Below are 19,064 nucleotides of genomic sequence, written 5' to 3'. Positions count from 1 at the left end.
TAGCGCAGGCTCCCCGTCAACTGAGACGTTCGAGGGTTACAAAACGGAAATGGCGTGGCGGGCCGCCCGCTAGAAGTCGTAGCTGCCGCTCAGCAGCACGGCCCGACGCGTGCGCACCGGCACAAAGGTCTCGTTGAAATCGTCCGCATAAAGGCGGCGCCCAAAGAGGTTCTTGACGCCTAGCGTGACGCGCCAGTGCGGGGTGCGATAGGACAGGTTGGCGCCGAACTCGGCCTGCCCGGGTACGGCGTAATAAGTTTCGTAATCGGAGCTCTGACCGTAAGAACGTCCGCGCGCCAGCATGCCGGCAGCCACACCCCAGCCACGCAACGCTTCGCCCTGAAACCAATAGCTCGCCCACAGGTTGAAACGCTGTCGCGGCGCGCCGGTGGCCAGGGTGCCATCGTGGTTGCTGATCTCGGCGTTGGTATAGCTGCTGCTTATATCCAGCCCCGGCGTCACCTGGCCGACAAACTCCACCTCGACGCCACGGTTGGTCTGCCCGGGGCCCAGCTCGGCGAAGTTCGGCGGCTGCGGCGACACCAGCAGATAACTGTGATCGAGCATGATGCGATACAGCGACACGGTGAGTCGCGCGCGCTGATCGAACAGATTGAACTTGGCCCCCGCCTCCAACTGACGCGAAAGCGCCGGCACCAGCGGGCGACCGTTCTCACCCAGGAACGACACCGGCTGGAAGCCACTGGCCGTTGCCGCGTAGAACGCCACATCGGGCGTGAGCTTGTACACCAGGCCCGCATTGGGCACCCACTTGGTGCGGCGCGGCGTCCAGGGGTTGCCGTTCACGTCCTCGGTCGATACCGAATAGGCCGCGCGGCGCAAGGCCAGCAGCACATCCCAATGTTCGCCGAGTGAAAGTTGATCCTGCGCGAACAAGCCGTTGTCCACCGACCACGACGTACCGGAAATCGGTTCGTTGTCCTCGATGGCAATCACCGAGGGCACCGTGGGGAGCGGCGCATCCTTGTAGAGGTTATAGGTACCGTCGCCGTAGACGTGCACAAAGTCGTCGGCATGACCAATGCGCGAACGCGAGTAGTCAAAACCCAGGGTCACCGTATGCGTGACCGGGCCGGTGCCGAACACCCCGACCAGATCGTTCTGCCAGGAGTAGTACGCATCGTTGTAGCGATAGGACTCGGCCACCGCCGTCACATCGCCATTGGGGGAAGGGTTGTAGAAGGTCCAGCCCTTCTGGTCGTTGCGCTGCTCTACGTATTGCGCCCGACTGCGCCAGCTCCAGGTATCGTTGAGCTGCTGGTCCAGCAGCAGGTAGAGGCGATCGGTCTGGTAGTTGGCATAGTCGCGCTCATTGCCCGGCAGAATGCCGAATGGCGAGACCGACGAAAGGCTATTGCCCAGCAACACCACGTGATCGGGCATCGGCAAACGGTTCTCGATGCGCTGCGCACCCACCACCAACTGCGTGGTGGAGGTGCGCCAGGCGATCGACGGCGCGATATAGGCGCTGCGCCTGTTGCTATAACCCTGCGGCGAGCGGTCCGCGTACTCGCCCGACAACACCAGGCGATAGCTCAGCGCTGGATTGTGGCCAAGCGGACCGGCCAGATCCAGGCCCATCTGCGCCTCGCCGTGCTGGCCCAGCGTATAGCTCAGCTCGTGCAAAGGTTCGCTTTGCGGTTGCTTGATGGTCACGTTGACCAGGCCGCCGAAACTGTTGCCCGTGGTATCGCCCAATATCGATTGCGGCCCCTTGAGCACTTCCACGCGACTCAAGCCGATCAGCGGCGGGTAATCGCCCGAGCCGACAATGCTGTTGGGCATGCCGTCGGTCAGGCCATTGCCCACGTAGAAGCCGCGGATCTGGAACAACGGCAAGCCGTCCGAACCATCGATGTACTGCACGCCGGCCACGTTGCGCACCGCATCGGCCACGCTGAGTACCTGCTGGGAACTCATCAGGTCGCGCGTCACCACGCTCACCGACTGCGGCACATCGATGAGGTCGGCGTCGTTGCGCGATGCGGCGCTGGTCAGGTTGGCCATGAAGCCAACGTCCTTGCCGACCAGTGCATTGGCCTGCACGGGCAGCAGCTCCTGGACGTCGCGCGGCTCACCGGCGCCCACCGCATGGCCTGACTGCGTCGAGGGATGCGGCTTGATCACCACGGTATGGCTGTCGGTGAACTCGTAAAGCAGCCCGGTGCCCTGCAGCAGGCGCGCGATGGCCGCCTCGGCCGAATAGCTGCCGTTCAAACCGGTCGAGCGATAGCTCGCCACCGCGCTACCGGAGGTGAGCACCTGGACATTGGCTTGCTTGCCGAAGGCAATCAGCGCGGTGGCCAGCGGCTGCGCACTGATGGTGAAGTCGATGCGCGGGGCTTGCGCCGACGCCTGCGCACCCGCACCCGCGCAGGCGTCACTGGGCGCTGCCAGACATGCCGACATCACCAAGCAGCCCATCACGAGCAGCTGCGCACGCAACCTCATTCCCTTCGGCTCTCCCCAGGCGAAAGCGCCGAGTTTGGCACGGGCAGTGGTTACTTTGACAGCAATGCGCGGCGAATGAACGCAGTCTGACGCCAGACTTGCGGCTCATGGCGGTGGCGCTGGCATGCGTCACCGCATCGCCGCCCGGGTGGCGACGACGCGTTTACCAACGGACGGCTAGCGCTGCCCCGGGGTGTTCTCTGCATGGCTTTTTGCATGCGACAACAGTACCTGGCCACCCTCTTCGCGTACTTGCAGCGGCAGTACTTCCGGCAGGGCGTACAGCCAATCGTTGATGGCGTCGGTACGCACGGTGCCGGTAAAGGTCAGTGGCGCCAGATCCGCATCCACGATGCGTACCGGATGCTCGCTGTAGCGGTTGATGTTGGCCACCACCACCGACAACGGCTCGTTGTCGAACTCCAGCCGCGCATCGCGCCAGGCGGCAATCTGCGACGGATTGGTATTGGTGACGCGGAACGCCGGGTGCTGCGGGTCGTAGGAGACCTTATCGCCGGCCACTGCCTCGAAACCATCCTGGGTGCCGCTTACACCGTCGAAGATGCGTACCTTGCCTTCGGCCATGGCGATGGTGACGCGATCGCCCGTACGACGCACGTCGAACGCGGTGCCGACGTCTTCGATGGTGATCTTGCCGGCATGCACCACAAACGGACGCTGCTCGTTGTGGGCCACCTCAAAGTACGCCTCGCCCTCGGCCAGCTCGACCTGACGCTGATCGTGACTGAAACGCGTGGTGACGCGCGTAGCACCACCCAGCGACACACGTGAACCATCGTCGAGCGTGAGATCGCGTCGCGACGCCACGCCACTGGCATAAACCTGCGTGGTCGTCTGCTGGCGCAGCGCGGCCCAGCCAAAGTAGCCGCTCAGCAGCATCGCCATCACCGCAGCCGCCGCAGCCCAGGGGCGCCAGTGACGGGCCGCGGGAGCCGTCGGCGCGAACTCGGCCAGCAATCGCGTACGCGTCACCTCGCCCAATTGACCCAGGCGCGTGGCCAGTTCGGTAACACGCTCAAAGGCCAGCAGATGGCTGCTGTCTTCATCCGTCCATGCCAGCCACTGCGCGGTGGTGCGCTCGTCGGCCGCGGGGTCGCTCAGGCGCATCCACCAGTCCGCGGCGATGCGCAAGGTTTGTTCGTTCGGGGTATTGGCCATCATGGCATCTCCGGTTCGTCGACCCGCGCGCGGCAATGAGCCAGGGCGTTGGCAACGTGATAGCGCACCATGCGCTCGCTGATTTTCATGTCCCGTGCGATAACGCCGATGTCACAGCCGTCGATGACATGCCGGACAAACGCGCGTGCCGTCTTGGCGGGTAGTTCACGCAATGCGCGATACAGCTTCTGCAACTGGTCCGTGGCGGCGGCGTGGCGCTCGGGGATAGGCGCCAGATGCAGATCGTCCGCCGGCGCATCGAGCGGGTTGTCCTCGCGCACCTGGCGCATGCGCAGGCGATCGACCGCCAAGTTGGAGGCTATTTTGAACAGATAGGCGCGCAACGACTCCACCTGATCGGGACGTTCCAACGTCACCAGGCGCACATAGGCTTCCTGCGCGACCTCTTGCGCATCGGAAAACGAATGAAGACGGCACTGCAGAAACGCCACCAGCGCACGGTTGTGCTCTCGGAACAGATCGGCCACGCGCATGGCATGGGCAGGATCGAGGTTCACACTGGCATGTCCTGGGGCCTTGGCTAACTTGTCCACCGAGCTCCCTCGAGCATCGCGGGTAGCACCCGGGGTAATTCTACCCCCTGCTCCACCCGCTCCCGCTCCGGCCAACGGGCGGGTTGAATAAGTGCCTGGCTGATCAGCTGGGCGGCCTGTGCCCTCAGCTCGCCTCGCTTGCGATAGCTGGAGCGGTGTTTGCTGGGCACGTCGGCCTCGCTGCGATGATGCAAGGTCTCCGGCAGCACGTACCAGCCACCGTTCAACGCGACGCCACCCTGCTCCAGCCAGAAGGCATCGTAATCGGCCAGGAAGCGCCGGCGCTTGTGCAGCGGATGCGCCTCGTTACCCACCGCCAGCACATACTTGATGCCGTAGGCCTCGGCAAAGGCGTAGGCCAGCTCCAGCATCAGCTGCTTGGGCCGCATGCCATGCATCTGGCGCGTAAGCACGCGCACGCGCTCACGACCGTCCTCGCCGTCCGGGCCCTGGATACAACCGATGGTCAGCGTGGGTCGCACCTCATCGATCACGGTGAACACCAGGCGATACAGCATGCTGCCGTTGGTATCGGTGAGCTCCAGGCCCAGCTCGCCCTCGCAGCCCATCGCAATGGACGGGCGCAGGTGCAGTTGCAGGCGACTGTCGTCCTTCAGCGCCAGTTCGCCCAGGGTGGCGCGCCCGCGCACGTAGACCGCCTCGAACAGCGTCGCCGGCATGCGCTTGAGCATGCTGCGGTAGTGGCTTTCGATGCTGCGCAGTCGCGTGGGGCGATGCCAGTGGCGATTGACGAAGCGATGGAGATGACGCTCCTGCAGGCGCGGATCGCGCGCCACGGCGGCACGCATCAGCGGGTGATCCTGCAAGAACGTCAGGAAACGGTGGTGCGACACAGCCATGCCGATCGCACGCACAAGGTATTTGGCCGCCGACACGCGTCGCTGCGAGGGCGAACCCGCCCAGTCGTGACGATCACGCAAGGAGGCGAACCACTTACCCCATCCAAAGTGGCCATCCGTGGCATGGCTCTCCAAAGGTCCAGCAACCCGCGGGCTCAACGCCCCCGCCGTGCGCAGTTCGCGCTCCAAGCCGCGTTGCGCCGCAAAGGCGCAACCGCTGGCGGCGAACACCAGTTCGGCATCCAGGGGTTCCTCCCCTGGCAGAAGAGTCCGTTCGTTCAAGGCGCGCCCATCCCACGTAGTTGCTGTGACGTGAGCTATGACGGGCGAGCGGGGGAAAACGGAAATGAAATTCGAAAAAAATTACGTCACACCCAAAAGCTTGCGCCAGACTGACAACGCGACTGCCCGCCCCCGCCACCGAGGGGGAGCCCATCACTTCACCCGCCAGGCCGTTCCATCCTGGACGTGGTTGCGCGAGCCACCAAACCTCACTCGGCTGGATGCGTCTGCGTAAAGGTGAGCGGCTGCGCGCGCCCATCCTGGCTGAAACGGCCGCTGATCGCGTCGCCGCTGGTGGCCACCTGCCCGGTGAACGTGGCGGGATGGCCTGCAATCGCCACGGCCAGGGTCACCTCGTTGCCCTTGTTGGACAGCGTAACCGGCGCCTGCGTGACCTTTTGTGCAGGGATATCCAGTGTGAAGGTGGGGCTGGCCCCGTAAGTCACCTGGTGCAGCACCACATGCTCACCGCCAGCGAGCTGCCCTGCCCAATCCTGGCGTTCGATGGGAAGATCCAGCGCAGCGATGCCTTGGTTGGTTTTCCAGCCGCTGCCGAGGTACTCCATGAAGTTCGCGGTCTGCTCCGCCACACGCTCGCCGAACCGATCCGCCACCAGATGCAGGGCCAGATCGATGCCGGAATTGAGGCCGCCCGCCGTGAAGGTTATCGGGTCGGCCTGTACGTAACGCACATCCTTGACCAAGGTCACCTTGGGAAACTCCCGCTCAAAGTTGCCGAAGTACCAGTGGTGGGTCGTGGCGTGCTTGTCATTCAACAGCCCAGCCCGGGCCAGCTGAAACGCGCCCGTGCAGACCGACACCACCGTCACGTGCTTGACGTGCAACTGCTGCAGCCACGCTTGCAACGCCGGGCTGCCGTGCTGTGCCGGCACCACTACGATGTCCGGCAGCGGCGCGTGGTCGAAATCGTAGTCCGGCGTAATGGTGAGTCCCGGGCGATTGGCGCCAGCGCTTTTGAGTGGCGCGGTGCTTTCGGAAACGGTGTAGAGCGCGTACGGCGAAATCTCCTTTCCCTTCGCATCTTTCAGGGACGTGTCCTGGAACACCTCCCAAGGGCCGGCGATATCCATCACGTTGGCGTGTTCGCTGATGGCGAATGCCACTTTGATCATGCCGTCCTGGAGCGCGCCGTCATGGAACATGACGTCATGCGGTGCGGTCTTCGCTGGCGCCTCAGCCGCCATCCCGGCCACCGGCAGCATGGCCAGCACGGTCAACCATATAAGCCCTTTCATCGGCGTCTCTCCCCAGGAAAAGCCGCAGTGTGACCACGATACGCGAGCGGTGACGGCCACAATGCCGACAAATACGGCCAAGCTCAGCCCACAAAGCGCTCGCGATACTCGCGCGGCGTCGCCCCATAGCGCTGGCGAAAAGCGCGGCGAAACGCATCAGCACTACGAAACCCCAGGCCGGCGGCGATGCGCTCGATGGAGGCTTGGCTCTCGATCAGGCGCAAACACGCCTGTTCTAAACGCAAACGCTCAAGGAACCTCGCCGGCGTCGTGCCAAAGGTGCCGAGAAAGACCCTGCGGAAATGCCGCGCGCTCATCGCTACCTGCTCGGCCATGTGCTCCACGGTCAGCTCGTGATCCAAGTGCGCCATCAACCAATCGACCAGCGCCGCCATGCGCCCGCTGCCTTGCGCCTGTGCCGTCAACGGCGCGGAGAACTGGGCCTGGTTGCCCGGCCGCTTCACATACATCACCAGGAATTGCGCGACGGCGAGCGCCGCCGCTGCGCCCAGATCCTCCTCGACCAAGGCAAGCGCGAGATCCATGGCCGCCGTAAGGCCGCCCGAGCTGGCATAGGGACCGTCGCGAAGAAACAGGCAGTCGGCCTCCACCCGCAAATCGGGATATCGGCGCGCGATATCGTCCGCAAAATGCCAATGCGTAGTCACGCGGCGGCCACTGAGCAAACCGGTGGCGGCCAGGATATACAGGCCGGTGCACACCGATACCATGCGCCGCGTGCTGCCGGCGCGCTCGCGCAACCAGTCGAGCAGCCGTGAATCGCCATCCGCCACACGACTGCCGGCGCCACCTGGTACCAGCAACGTATCCAGGGGCGGGGCATCTTCCAGCGCGCCATCGGGCACGAAAGTGAGGCCATTCTCCGCACGTATCGGCGCACTGCCCAGGCCGATGATATGGAACTGATAGGGCGCTGCGCCTTTCGCCAGTGCGTTGGCCGCGCCGAACACATCGAGCGGGCCGACCAGATCAAGCGCCTGCATCTGCGGGTAAACCAGCAGACCGATGGCTCTCATGCCATCGCAACCGTCAACCGTGTCCATGCTTGCGATGGCATGCGCGCTGAACTCGTCGTGTGCGAAATGGGCACCCCACGATAAGCCAGCGCACCGCACCACGCAATCGCCGACATGGCTACGGAGTCCACCCATCACTGAACGATGTTCCGACGTGTCCGGAACACCCCGCCGCTGAAGCTGCGGACTTATGGGGGATCTGCTGGCCCCTTAGAGAGCCATCATCAACGCTGAGCCCATCTCGACATGGGCCGTCTACAGCAAGCCTAGTTGCGTCGCCTTCAACGTAGCTGACGCACGCGTGGTGCACTCCAATTTTCGGAACACGCTCTCGATATGGGTGCGCACCGTGCTTGGACTGATCGCCAGCTTGCGGGCAGCTTCCTTGTTGCTCGCACCGAGGCTGATCCAGCGCAGGACATCGCGCTCGCGGGGTGTAAGCAATGCAGTCACCGGTGCCATGGCCGGTTTGCTGCTTCTCGCCCGAGGTTCCTTGAAGAGCGCGCGGACAACATCCGCGTCGTGGCGGCCGGCGGCAGCCTCCGCCGTCATCAATGCCATGGCGTCGGCCGCATCCATGGCGTCTCGCCACGGACGCGGTGCACGTAGCGCGGCCAAGGCGGTGGCCGCCGACAGGATGCGCCCTTCGATAGGCATGCCGGCTGCCTTCACCGCCCGGTAATAACCGGAGCCATCCGGCCTCTCGTAGGCGTATGAAGCGATATCCACTTCGCCGGCAAGCGCGCCAAGTTGTCGCGCGGCCCGCCCGGTCCAGTAAGGAACAAGTCGCACGCGCTCCCACTCCGGCTCCATCAGCTTGCCAGGTGTATTCCACACCATGTTCGGCACGGCGGCGCGGCCGATGCCATGAATGAGCGCCGCCCGATACACCTTCTGCTGGCGGGCTTCGTCCAGCTCAAGCGCCATCGCGGCATTTTTCGCCAGCTGCGCCACGCGCCGCGAATGCCCGGTCATCCATGGCAGTTTCAGGTCGATGATGTCGGCCAGTATTTCCAGCGACGTGGTACGACCGGCGAATACCGCATCGAGCGAACACGCGCTGCATAACGTCGGATCATTTTCCAGTTCGGCCAGCCAGCGCGATGCGTTGTCGATAAGCAGCGATGCAAGCCCGATGGGATACAACACGTCCGCCCGCTGACCAATGAGTTGGCACGCCTGCTCAAGGCCATAGAGGCGATGGAAGATGTCCAGATCGCCGGCGAGCGAAGCCGTGTAGACCGAGGATGGAACCTGTTCGCCGTGCAAGCCATCCGGAGCGCCTGCGCCATTGTGGCTTTCGAACAGATGACGCAGCGCGAACTGCGCCGCTTCGCTCAATCCCAGCTCCTTGGCGATGTCACCGGAAACCTCGCAGTGGATGCGCGACAACGAGTGAAACGCCGATCCACTGCCTTTGGTGCCGGCGCGAAAGCCACCGCTGGAGGACTGGATGGCGAGCAAGGCCTTGCGACCGCCCACGTCGTCCCCTACCAGTCGAGCGAACTCGGGGGCATTGGCGGTGCAACCGGACCAGCGCAGCAACGCCACGGTAGCCGCCTCCGCGCAGGCCACCTCGTCGGCCCCCGCTGCCCTGGCCAGTTGTCCGGCTATCCAGGCGACCCGCGGCGAGTGATCGATGGGCTGCCCCATGGCGAGGTCACCCACGAACGCGATCGACCGGACCACGTCAAGCAGGGCAACGCTCGAAACCTCTGCGTCAGATCGGGACATGTTCATGGGTGGGGAGCATAGCGGCAGCCGCCTCGCCAGGGCCTCGGTCATTCAACCGATGGTGGGCGCCGATCCCGGCGCGCAAGCTTCGTCTCAAGGTCGACCGCACGATTCGTCCTCCCCCCGCGATGTACGCCCCGCTTCGTTTCGTCAAACAACCTCTGGAGAATCTGATGAACATCAAAGCTTTTGGCCTTTCCGCCCTCACCGCCATGGCCTTTGCAACCACGGCGGCCGCCACCGGCGCCGCCACCCCCAAGGCGCAGGAATCCATCCGCAATGTCGTGCTCGTGCACGGCGGTTTCGTCGACGGCTCCGGCTGGCAGAAGGTCTACGACATCCTCAAGAAGGACGGATACAACGTCACTATCGTCCAGAACCCCACGGCGACACTCGCCGATGACGTGGCCGTCACCAAGCGCGCCATTGCCCAGCAGGACGGCCCCGTCGTCCTCGTCGGCCACTCGTACGGCGGCGTGGTGATCTCCGAGGCGGGCAACGACCCCAAGGTGCAGCGCCTTGTGTACATCGCCGCCTTTGCACCCGATGCAGGTGAGTCGGTTCAGAGCCTGATCGCCAATCCGCCCCCGGATGCTGCGCAGCCGCCGATCCTGCCGCCGCAAGACGGTTTCCTGTTCCTGGATCGCGCAAAGTTCGCCGCCGCTTTTGCGGGTGACGTACCGGCCGCCGAAGCAAGCTTCATGGCCGATTCGCAGGTGCCGTGGGGTGTCCAGGCCTTGGGCGGACAGGTAACCCTGCCCGCATGGAAGTCGAAGCCGAGCTGGTATCTGGTCACGATGGACGACCACATGATCCCTCCCCAGGCACAGCAGATGATGGCCAAGCGCGCAGGCTCGACGGTTGTCGAAACCTCCGGCAGCCATGCCATCTATGTCTCCAAGCCGGCGGTCGTCGCCAAGCTCATTGAGCAGGCGGCGCACGACAAGAAGTGAGGGTAGCCAGGGAGCGGGGCGCCATAGGCGCTCCGCTCCCTTTTCCTTTGATGAGGGCATGCCCCGGCACCTGAGCGCCACTGACCGAGGACTGGCTCGGCTCCTCGCCAAGCCCGGCACTAGCCAAGCAAGGCTTTGATCCCTGTCAGAGTGACTGTCCGCGACGGATGTCCATACTCCCTCTGAGAGACTCATGGAGGCGGTCGGAATACAGCCGATAGAAGCTCGCCGATGGTGACGACTCTATGCGCGTAAGCAACTGGACCATCGCCATGCGTTGCGTGCTGTCGGGCACCCCGCCAGCCAACGTGACCAAGCTGAGCCATGCGCCGGTTCGCGTATCGAGGTCATCGACATCCGCAAGTCGCATGGCTTCCGCATACGCATGCATGGCGCCCGCACGATCACCCGACACCGTCATGAGGTCCGCACGCCGCCGCCAGACAGGCGCCATGCGGCGTGGGTCCGCGGGCCAGGTGGCGGCAACCAAGGAGGCGGCGTCGGATACGAGGTGCTCGGCGTCCGCTGTACGCCCTGCACGCATGGCGACGTGCGCGCAGACGAGATCCAGACGAACATGGACCGGCGCCTGCATAGCCGGCACCTGCTGAAAGTACGGCTCGCAGGTGACCAGCGCGTGCGCCTGGTCGCCCCACTTGTCGTCCCATTCTGCATTCGCCTGATCGATGAACCCGGTCAGCACCACCTTGTTGCCCTTCCATCGCTCGGCATGGATTTCCGCGGAGGCGGTGCGCAACAGTTCCTGCGCCTCCACATGCCGGTCTGAGGTGGCCAGCAGATTACCCAGGTACATGCGCGATCGTGCAACGAGGAAGTGGCCATCGCCCCACACGGTGTCTTGCGTGGATAGGGCCTGCCGCAGAAGGGGCTCCGCCTCCGCGGGACGCAGCAAGGTGCTCAACGCCAGCCCGGTCTGCTCCTCAGCGGCTGCCGTTTTCCAATTCAGCTCACCAAACTGCTGCTGATTGTTGATCATGCCCGAGCGCGCGGCTTCGTAGGCGTCTTGAGGCCTGTCCAACAATAGGTAGAACTGGACCATGCGCTCCATCACGGAGCCGTATTCACTCTGGCCGTAGCGGCCACGCCAGAGTTCCGCGGCCATCTGCAGGTGCTTGAGATCATCCGCGTCGCCTGCGGGGTGCGAGTGCATGCCAAACGCCGCGACTTGATAGTGCGCGCGCGCCAGGCGATCGGGCGAAGACACTCCCGCGGCCTCGTAAATGGCGAGCGCCTGCTTCGCATCCTGGTAGGCCTGCGGGTATTTGCCCTCCCCTTCCAGATCCGAGGTGCGATCAAGCAGGGCGTCGGCGTACTCCGGGCTGCGCTCACCCATTTGGTTGCGCGACTGAGCGAGCCTGGCCGCGTGAAGCTTAGCCGACGCGTCGGCCATGCCAAGGCTGGTGGTCAGCGCCGCGAGGTCGTGCATAAGCTGGAACCGGGCTTGCGGCTGATCGGGCATGCTGTTCGCAACGCGTTCGGCCGCCACCGCCACCAGCTCGTGCGCCGGCATGTTCCTTGTGCTGGTGTCCGGGATAGGTTGGTTCTTCGGATTGAAGATGCTCAACACAAACCGGTAAACGGCTTCGGTACGAGCGGCCTCCGTTCGCGCCGCCCGGGCTTGCTGCAGCGCGATGCCCGTGACGCATAGCAGCGCCACGATGGCCATGACGCCCATGGACACCGCCACTTTGTGGCGACCCGCAAATCGCGCCAACCGATACCAGGCGCCAGGACGGCGGGCCGTGACAGGTTCGCTGTGGAGATAGTGCTGCACGTCAGCGGCTAGCTCGCGCACGGTCGCGTAGCGGTCGCGCGGCTGCTTCTCCAGCGCCTTCAGGACGATGGTATCCAGATCGCCCCGGATCGCGCGGCGCGCCGTGGGCTGGCTTAGCCGCTCACTGGGGCGTCGCGGTACGCATTCGACCACCGCCTGGCTCAGCGCTTGCCGACCAGGGCGCTCTGTCTCGTAGGGACTGGCACCCGTCAGCAGGCGATAGAGGAGTACGCCGAGGGCGTAGACATCGGCCGCCATGCCGGGGCGTTCGCCAAGAATCTGCTCCGGCGCGGCGCCCTCCAAGGACAGCGGCGCGCTACCAGCGAGCGTCAGGGTGGATGCGTCATCGTCCGCATCGAGCAGTTGGGCGATGCCGAAGTCCAAGAGGCGCACCTGCCCCTCTTCGTTGACCCTGACGTTGCCTGGCTTGAGATCGCGGTGCAGCACCAGCTGCCCATGCGCGTACTGCACTGCATCGCACACCTGCAGGAATAGCCTGAGGCGCTGCTCGATGGTCGCCTCTCGCTGATGGCACCAGTCCATGATGTCCGCGCCAGCCACGTATTCCAGCGCCAGCCACGCTTGGCCATTCGTATCGACGCCCGCATCGTACAGGCGTGCGATATGCGCGTGGTTGAGCCCCGCAAGAATCGAGCGCTCCCTGGCAAACCGCTTGCCAAGCTGACCCGCGCCATACCCTGGCAGCGGCAGCTTGAGCGCCACCTCGCGATCGAGCAATCCATCCTCGCGATAAGCGAGCCAGACCTCCGCCATGCCGCCGCGCCCAATGCACGTGCGCAACCGCCACGGGCCAATGCGGTCTTCCGGGCGATGGATGGAGAGGTGTTGAACGGGGCCACCATTGGCCAGGGCGGGCAGCGTCTCGAGAAAGTTCGATGCGACAGCGTCCCGCGAGGACGCCAGGAGTTCGCGAAGGCGCGTGACGACGGCCGGGCGGTCCTGCTCCCAGGCAGCCAGCTGCGACGCCTGCTCCTCGGGTGTCAGGTCCAAGAGAATATCGAGTAGCGGAGATAGCTGGGCCCAGGCAGCCGCATCGGACTCCGTCATTTCAGCGCCTCCCACAGCAGCGCGCGAGCTTTTATCCAATCCCGCTGCAATGTTCGGCGAGAAACGTTCAGTACTTCAGCCGCCTCCACTTCATCCAGCCCAACGAAGTAGCGCAGCTCAACCACGCGCGCAAGGCGTGCATCGAGCTTATCGAGGGCCTGCAGCGCCTCATGCACGCGAAGAATTTCTTCGTCGCCGCCAAGGGGCGGCAGGTCCGTGACCAGCGTGACCTGCTGCAGATCACCACCGCGACGCAAGGCCGATCGCTCGCGTACGGCATCCACCACCACCGATCGCATCGCCCGCGCTGCATAGCCCAAGAAATGGGCGCGACTTTGCCACGCCCCCTCTCTTCCGGATAGACGGACCCACGCCTCGTGCACGAGCGACGTCGTATTGAGCAGGGTCAACGCTTCACCCCTGCGCAGACGCTGATGGGCGATGCGCTTGAGTTCGTCGTAGGACGCGGCGACAAGATCGCCGTCCGCAGAAAGGGGGGGATTAGACATGGGCGGGCCTTGGCGATGTACCCGGAGCCAGGCCCGGTGCGCCCTCCGCACCGCGGAGTGACGGAGCCGCGCCGAGCACCGCGCAGGCATGGTGCCAGATTCATGGGATCGAATGGCGCTTTTGGCGACCGGACTCCGTATGGGTAGGTAGGCGACCTGTTCGCCTTGCCTAAGGCCCAATGAAAGGACATCCATGAAAAGCCCTTCCCCGCTCCTGTGCCTGCTCAGCGCCGCCCTGTTGGCCGGCTGCGGCAAGCACGACGCGCCCGCCAACACCGGACCAGGCGCCAGTGCGTCCGGTGACAGCAGCATCCCGGCGAGTACACCGACGGCGCCCGAACGCCGCGAAGCCAAGGCGATGGACGCCTATGAGTTGATCGACCTGTCGCCACCCAGCTTTCCCGACCCCGTCTATCTCGGCCTTATCAAGCAAGTGCGATCGGCGTTCTGGTCGGCTGCGCCCAAGGACATGGACAGGCTCGCCTTCGACTACCTGAGCGACTATCGCGCGGAGACCGACACATTCAAGCGCGCGGATATTGCCAAGAGCCACGCCGCCGAGCTTGACCAGGCATACAGCGATGCCCAACAGCGCCATGACTACGCCGTGCGGACCAATAGCCTGATGCAGGTATTTCCGTATGACGCCGCCACCGGCGGATTCAAGGTGCTGTTCGCCAGCGACGACGAACGCACGGTCGTGGGCGTGTTTCGGAGCACCGGCAACCAGCATCCCTACGGCACATGGAGCTTTCGGTTCGTCGGCATACCGAGGGAAATGACGGGGCACGAGGCCGTCTACAAGCCCAAGGACGAAGCCGAAGCACGCGCGATCGAGGCCGCGCTGTCCGCGCAACGTAGCGCCGGCGACGGCAGCGTGAACGTCTTCGCGCAATACGAAGGTCACCCGCTCGCCACCATCGCAAGTCCCGCCAAGGACGACATCATCATCTTCGGCATTGATGCGATCACGGCCGTTGACCGTAAGACGGGCAAGACCCTGATGACTTTGGGCGGGAAAGAGCTGGGGCCCATCGAGGTGAAGTGTTCCAGCACGCGCAAGGCACTCCACCTGGCCGAGCCTCCCGCCGCCGGCTTCGCAGCATCGAGTGCGCCGTCGTGCTGACGCTGCCCGCCATTCCATCTCCCCGCCACGAGGACACTCTCTTGAAACGATCAATCGCCGTGGCGTTGACCACGCTAACTCTTATCGCCTGCTCATCCGGCCCCAGCACCGAGGATGTGAAGGCCGCCGTTCGCAAACAAATGACTGCCATCGCAGGCTCGCAGGGCGCGGATATGTACGCCAGGGAGATTGATGCCATCAAGGTGCTTGGCTGCAAGTCCGCTGACCGCGGTTACGAATGCGATGTCCAGGGACCGGCCGGCGTGCAACGCCAGCGTTTCATCAAGACGGACAATGGCTGGGTACTCGCGCAATGAACTTCGGGCGGCGCCCCACATCCAGCGCCTCCTTCCCTGCACAGACGGGTCTTGAAGCTCTTGCAACATCCGAAGCACGCATGCACAAATCGAAGGACCGATTGAGCCATTCGCACCCCGTATAGCCGGTGCACTGATATCCGCATCCGCTTGGAAGCGGATATCAGCATAGCTTGGGATCTAAAACTTGACACATGCTTGCCGGCCGCACCGGACACCTGCGATCAACCTCCGTTGTTTGATGGCCTGTGGCGCGACCTGCGATCGCTCGATGAGCGCACCGGCGAGGTGGATCGGGCGATTGCGCGCATCGCGCAGACCGATCCGGAAGCCAAGCGTCTGCCGCATCTGCGTGGCGTGGGCCCGGTCGGAGTCACGGCCCTGATCGCAGCCGTCGGTGATGGCAAGCAATTTAGCAGCGGCCGCCAGATGGCCGCATCGCAGGGCCTCACGCCTCGCCAACACAGCTCGGGTGGCAAGGAGCGCCTGCTGGGTATCAGTAAGCGCGGCGATGCGTACGTGCGTGGCCTGCTTGCGCATGGCGCTCGCTAGGCGCTACGCACCGCGCCGACAAAGGATGCTCGATTGAGCCAATGGGTCATGCGATTGTCTCGGCGCGCCCATCCCAACGTCGCCTGTCTGGCGCTTGCCAATAAAACGGCGAGACTTGCGTGGGCACTTCTCCGTCACCATCACGATTACCAACCGGCCCTGGCGGCGGCCTGAAAGAAACGTCCGAACACCCTCCATCCACGATTGCTAGCCCACCGAACGATGGCGAACCGGTCGAAACCGGCGCCGGCAGAACCCTGAAAGGTCCAGGTGCTTAAAAGCACAAGAAAGCGATGGGGAGCCGGCGCGCGACCAGCCCATCATGGCCCAGCACCGCTAAGCGCTGTGGTTGTCAGAGGCCGGATATACGCGTGCGGTCGACACGGACACCAAAGCTCGGGAGGCTTGCAACGGAGAGGAGTCCATATACGGGCCTATGACTTCCGTGCAAGTAGAAACTTGCTTATGTTTCGTCGCAGCTCCAAGTCGCTAAGCCCCTGCGCCTCGTCGTCTGCGGCAATAGCATATTCGAACGCCAAGCCCTCTTCCCCGATAGCTTTGTAGCGCGCGGCGAGAGCAAACCGGATCGATACGCGATACTCGCGGGCATCCTCTTCAGTCGCCGCCTCCAATGCCCGAAGATACAGAGGAATAGCCGCACTATCGCTCGTCGTGAAGTCCCCCAAACTCTCCCATAAGAACGGATGGTTGTACCCGCCAAGGCGTTGCGCCTCGCAGTAGTCCCTAAGTGCGTTGTAGTTCGTCCAATATCGGTCAGTCCGGTCCTCGTTCGCGAGGAGGGTCGCGAACTCCATGACTCGGTCCCAAACCTCTGCCTTCAACTCCATCCGCCCTCCTTTCTGGCCTCGCTGGGAGTGTCCGCTCCGGATCGAAAACAGACCTAAGTCTTCTTACGGCGCCAGCCACAACAGGCAGTAGTTTTACGCAAATTCGTGCGGTATTTCTGCGGTCGAACCGCCACGACTGTTCGTGATCTCATCCACGAAACCCTAATAGCCGAAGGTGACCGCCATGCACTTGCACTTGAAGTGGTCGCTTGCTTGCGTGATCGCTGCCGCGAGCATGAGCCCCTTGGTCGCACAGGATTACACCTTCAAAGGCGGCTACCCAACGCCAGAGACGGTGCAGAAAGCGTACGACGATGCTGATTTGGCACGTGCGATCGAGGCGTACAAGTTCTTCTTTCCTACGGTTTCTATACTGGGCACGTGGACGGGCAACATCAACGCGGGAACGCAGCCCAACGAAGTGATGCTGATCTTGCACGGTACGCCGGAGCAAGTTGTGTTCACTCCCAATTCCGATACGCCATATGCAGGTGGAAACTTAGACCTCTCGCATGGCCCGATCGTGGTGGAGATGCCAGCCGGACCGTTGATGGCTGTCGTCAACGACCTGAACCAGCGCTACGTGATGGACATGGGCATACCCGGCCCGGACAAAGGAAAGGGTGGCAAACACCTGATTCTTCCACCCGGCTACAAAGGGACGATCCCTGCCGGATATCACGCGGTGGAGGCAACGACCGATCGCGTTCTGCTACTGGTCCGCGTAATTCCGCCTAAAGGCGATGAAGCTGCCGGCGTGGCGTTGCTAAAGACGGTCAAGATCCACCCGCTCAACCCTTCACCGGATTGGAAAGGCATCACGTGGGTCGACCAAGGCAAGAAGTCCGGAGACTTCTCGCCGGTGAGCTGGGAGCGCAAGCTCGACTACTGGAAGCAGCTCAAGAGCGTCATCGACAATGATCCGCCTTATGAGGCGTACCGCATGGAGTACGGGCGGCTGGCAACGCTCGGCATAGAAAGGGGCAAGCCGTTTGAGCCCGATGCGCGTATGGCCCGGATTCTGGAGAAGGCGGCGCAAATGGCCAACGACCAAATGCGTGTGCAGTCGTTCGCCGACCGTCGCCCTGACCGCGTGGTCTGGCCCGACCGTCATTGGGAATGGGCCGTACTACGCCCCGAGGATGACACCTTCGATCTACCCACCTACAAGGATCTGGACGCCCGTTCGAAGTGGTTCTACCAAGCCCAGATCGAGTCGCCCGCCATGTTCCGCCGTGACGCGAGTGCAGGCTCGATGTACTGGCTGGGCGTGCGGGATGCCAACAATGCATTCCTGGATGGCAGCAAGACCTATAAGTTGTCGGTGCCGCTACCTGTTCCCGCCAATCTGTTCTGGTCCATCACTGTGTACGACCCGGATACCCGAAGCGAGATCGTGACCAAGCAAGACAAGGCCGCGCTGCGTTCAATGTTCGAACTGAAAGGGCTGACAGGCTCAACTGTTGATCTGTACTTCGGTCCCAAGGCACCGATCGGTCATGAAGGGCAGTGGATTCAGACTATCCCCGGCAAAGGATGGTTCACTTATTTCCGCATCTATGGCCCGCAACAAGCGGCATTTGATGGAGCGTGGAAGCCAGGCGACTTCGTGGAAGTGAAGTAGCATTCCCGGCCCTGCCCAATGTCCGCTTCGGGTTGCGGTTTCAGCCGGTCGTTGCAACAAATTGATGAAATCGTTCGGCCGGTGTTTCGAAGTTTAGAGTCTTTCGCGGCCTTCCGTTGAAACGCCTGGCCACGGCATTGAGTTGCCCTTGCGTAACCCCGGAGAGATCGATGCCCTTGGGGAAATACTGCCGCAGAAGGCCGTTGGTGTTCTCGTTCGACCCACGCTGCCATGGGTTGTAGGGATCGCAGAAATAAACCGTGATGTCGGTGGCCAACGTGAAGCGCTGGTGTTGGGCCATCTCCGACCCTCTATCCCAAGTCAGCGATCGAAACAGCTCCTGAGGAAGTTTGCGTGCGTGCTTGATCAGCTGGTCGGTCACCGTTTGGCTATCCCGGCTATCCACCTGCACCAGCATGACGAAGCGTGAGTACCTCTCGACCAGTGTGGCGATCTGGCTGTTCCGGCCACCAAACAACAGATCGCCTTCCCGATGGCCCGGCACGGCCCGGTCCTCGACCTCGGCAGGACGCTCGCGGATCGAGATCGCATCGGTAATCTGCGCGTGGTCTGCCGTTTTCTGCGTATGGTGTCGCGAGCGGCGCATGGCTCGGGTGCGCCGCAAGTGCGCCAAAAGCTCTTTTTTCAGCGCTCCGCGTGCCTGGATGAAGAGACTCCGATCGATCGTTTCGTGCGACACCTGACGCGCCTCATTGCCCGGATATCGATGTTTGAGCCAGCCGGCAATCTGTTCCGGCGCTCATTGTTGCCGCAGCTTAGCGGCTACCAGGCGCGCCAGGACGCGATGACGGACTAACTTGCATGCCTTGGGGCGTCGCGCGCGATCCCAGGCCTGGTGGTCAGCGCGGCTGGCTCGATAGTGATCCTTCCCACCGTT

At 63.4% G+C, this 19,064-nt stretch carries 15 protein-coding genes and 1 pseudogene; 5 read left to right on the top strand and 11 right to left on the bottom strand.

Going from position 1 to position 19,064, the window contains the following annotated elements; all coding sequences use genetic code 11:
• Nucleotides 1–69: 69 nt before the first annotated feature.
• From JHD67_RS10025 to JHD67_RS09995, 7 genes are all read right to left on the bottom strand, one after another.
• The gene (locus JHD67_RS10025; RefSeq protein WP_233171791.1) at nt 70–2,466 is read right to left on the bottom strand and encodes a TonB-dependent receptor; all 2,397 of its coding nucleotides are present in this window, start codon (nt 2,464–2,466) and stop codon (nt 70–72) included.
• A gap of 183 nt (nt 2,467–2,649) precedes the next feature.
• Nucleotides 2,650–3,654, bottom strand: coding sequence for a FecR domain-containing protein (locus tag JHD67_RS10020; RefSeq protein ID WP_199099040.1), 1,005 nt, complete (start codon nt 3,652–3,654; stop codon nt 2,650–2,652).
• A complete protein-coding gene (locus JHD67_RS10015; RefSeq protein WP_343214348.1) occupies nt 3,651–4,169 on the bottom strand; it encodes a sigma-70 family RNA polymerase sigma factor in 519 nt (172 codons plus the stop codon). The genes JHD67_RS10020 and JHD67_RS10015 overlap by 4 nt, the downstream gene beginning before the upstream one ends.
• A gap of 23 nt (nt 4,170–4,192) precedes the next feature.
• A complete protein-coding gene (locus JHD67_RS10010) occupies nt 4,193–5,347 on the bottom strand; it encodes a DUF535 family protein (RefSeq protein ID WP_199099039.1) in 1,155 nt (384 codons plus the stop codon).
• A gap of 209 nt (nt 5,348–5,556) precedes the next feature.
• On the bottom strand, nt 5,557–6,603 hold the full coding sequence (locus JHD67_RS10005) for a DJ-1/PfpI family protein (RefSeq protein WP_199099038.1): 1,047 nt from the start codon (nt 6,601–6,603) through the stop codon (nt 5,557–5,559).
• An 83-nt stretch (nt 6,604–6,686) separates the two neighbouring features.
• The gene (locus JHD67_RS10000) at nt 6,687–7,640 is read right to left on the bottom strand and encodes a helix-turn-helix domain-containing protein (RefSeq protein WP_233171790.1); all 954 of its coding nucleotides are present in this window, start codon (nt 7,638–7,640) and stop codon (nt 6,687–6,689) included.
• A gap of 255 nt (nt 7,641–7,895) precedes the next feature.
• Entirely contained in the window at nt 7,896–9,374 is a 1,479-nt protein-coding gene (locus JHD67_RS09995) for an HD domain-containing phosphohydrolase (protein ID WP_199099036.1), read from the bottom strand.
• Between the two features lie 173 nt (nt 9,375–9,547).
• On the opposite strand from JHD67_RS09995, the gene JHD67_RS09990 reads away from it, so the two are divergent.
• Entirely contained in the window at nt 9,548–10,327 is a 780-nt protein-coding gene (locus JHD67_RS09990; RefSeq protein WP_199099035.1) for an alpha/beta hydrolase, read from the top strand.
• A gap of 145 nt (nt 10,328–10,472) precedes the next feature.
• On the opposite strand, the gene JHD67_RS09985 is transcribed toward JHD67_RS09990, so the two are convergent.
• Nucleotides 10,473–13,190: a serine/threonine-protein kinase gene (locus JHD67_RS09985; RefSeq protein WP_199099034.1), complete on the bottom strand. Its 2,718-nt coding sequence runs from the start codon at nt 13,188–13,190 to the stop codon at nt 10,473–10,475.
• Nucleotides 13,187–13,699 carry an ECF-type sigma factor gene (locus JHD67_RS09980; RefSeq protein WP_199099033.1) on the bottom strand — a complete coding sequence of 171 codons (513 nt, stop codon included), beginning with the start codon at nt 13,697–13,699 and terminating at the stop codon, nt 13,187–13,189. Before JHD67_RS09980 ends, JHD67_RS09985 begins: the two co-directional genes overlap by 4 nt.
• Before the next feature lie 193 nt (nt 13,700–13,892).
• Here JHD67_RS09980 and JHD67_RS09975 point away from each other — a divergent pair, with 193 nt between their 5' ends.
• The 3 genes from JHD67_RS09975 (at nt 13,893) to JHD67_RS09965 (ending at nt 15,694) form a co-directional block, all read left to right on the top strand.
• Nucleotides 13,893–14,825 carry a hypothetical protein gene (locus JHD67_RS09975; protein WP_199099032.1) on the top strand — a complete coding sequence of 311 codons (933 nt, stop codon included), beginning with the start codon at nt 13,893–13,895 and terminating at the stop codon, nt 14,823–14,825.
• 41 nt (nt 14,826–14,866) lie between these two features.
• On the top strand, nt 14,867–15,142 hold the full coding sequence (locus JHD67_RS09970) for a hypothetical protein (RefSeq protein ID WP_199099031.1): 276 nt from the start codon (nt 14,867–14,869) through the stop codon (nt 15,140–15,142).
• Between the two features lie 198 nt (nt 15,143–15,340).
• Complete coding sequence (locus JHD67_RS09965; RefSeq protein WP_199099030.1) at nt 15,341–15,694, top strand: transposase; 354 nt, start codon at nt 15,341–15,343, stop codon at nt 15,692–15,694.
• A 434-nt stretch (nt 15,695–16,128) separates the two neighbouring features.
• Here the strand turns inward: JHD67_RS09965 and JHD67_RS09960 are convergent, their stop codons facing one another.
• On the bottom strand, nt 16,129–16,542 hold the full coding sequence (locus JHD67_RS09960; RefSeq protein ID WP_199099029.1) for a hypothetical protein: 414 nt from the start codon (nt 16,540–16,542) through the stop codon (nt 16,129–16,131).
• A 184-nt stretch (nt 16,543–16,726) separates the two neighbouring features.
• Here JHD67_RS09960 and JHD67_RS09955 point away from each other — a divergent pair, with 184 nt between their 5' ends.
• The gene (locus tag JHD67_RS09955) at nt 16,727–18,166 is read left to right on the top strand and encodes a DUF1254 domain-containing protein (RefSeq protein WP_199099028.1); all 1,440 of its coding nucleotides are present in this window, start codon (nt 16,727–16,729) and stop codon (nt 18,164–18,166) included.
• A 40-nt stretch (nt 18,167–18,206) separates the two neighbouring features.
• On the opposite strand, the pseudogene JHD67_RS09950 reads toward JHD67_RS09955, so the two are convergent.
• Nucleotides 18,207–19,064 (bottom strand): annotated as a pseudogene (locus JHD67_RS09950) (IS30 family transposase); the annotation flags it as partial.

It is taken from the genome of Dyella sp. ASV21, from assembly GCF_016428975.1.
Classification (GTDB): Bacteria; Pseudomonadota; Gammaproteobacteria; order Xanthomonadales; family Rhodanobacteraceae; genus Dyella.
Note: the sequence above shows the minus strand (reverse complement) of the source record. Positions and strands in the feature narration are given on the sequence as shown.

Excerpts from the sequence above, each read along its gene's own strand:
- JHD67_RS10005 (WP_199099038.1), bottom strand. The coding sequence starts at position 6,603 with ATGAAAGGGCTTATATGGTTGACCGTGCTGGCCATGCTGCCGGTGGCC.
- JHD67_RS10000 (WP_233171790.1), bottom strand. The coding sequence starts at position 7,640 with ATGAGAGCCATCGGTCTGCTGGTTTACCCGCAGATGCAGGCGCTTGAT.
- JHD67_RS09960 (WP_199099029.1), bottom strand. The coding sequence starts at position 16,542 with ATGGAGTTGAAGGCAGAGGTTTGGGACCGAGTCATGGAGTTCGCGACC.
- JHD67_RS09990 (WP_199099035.1), top strand. The coding sequence starts at position 9,548 with ATGAACATCAAAGCTTTTGGCCTTTCCGCCCTCACCGCCATGGCCTTT.
- JHD67_RS09985 (WP_199099034.1), bottom strand. The coding sequence starts at position 13,190 with ATGACGGAGTCCGATGCGGCTGCCTGGGCCCAGCTATCTCCGCTACTC.
- JHD67_RS10020 (WP_199099040.1), bottom strand. The coding sequence starts at position 3,654 with ATGATGGCCAATACCCCGAACGAACAAACCTTGCGCATCGCCGCGGAC.
- JHD67_RS09995 (WP_199099036.1), bottom strand. The coding sequence starts at position 9,374 with ATGTCCCGATCTGACGCAGAGGTTTCGAGCGTTGCCCTGCTTGACGTG.
- JHD67_RS09955 (WP_199099028.1), top strand. The coding sequence starts at position 16,727 with ATGCACTTGCACTTGAAGTGGTCGCTTGCTTGCGTGATCGCTGCCGCG.
- JHD67_RS09980 (WP_199099033.1), bottom strand. The coding sequence starts at position 13,699 with ATGTCTAATCCCCCCCTTTCTGCGGACGGCGATCTTGTCGCCGCGTCC.
- JHD67_RS09975 (WP_199099032.1), top strand. The coding sequence starts at position 13,893 with ATGAAAAGCCCTTCCCCGCTCCTGTGCCTGCTCAGCGCCGCCCTGTTG.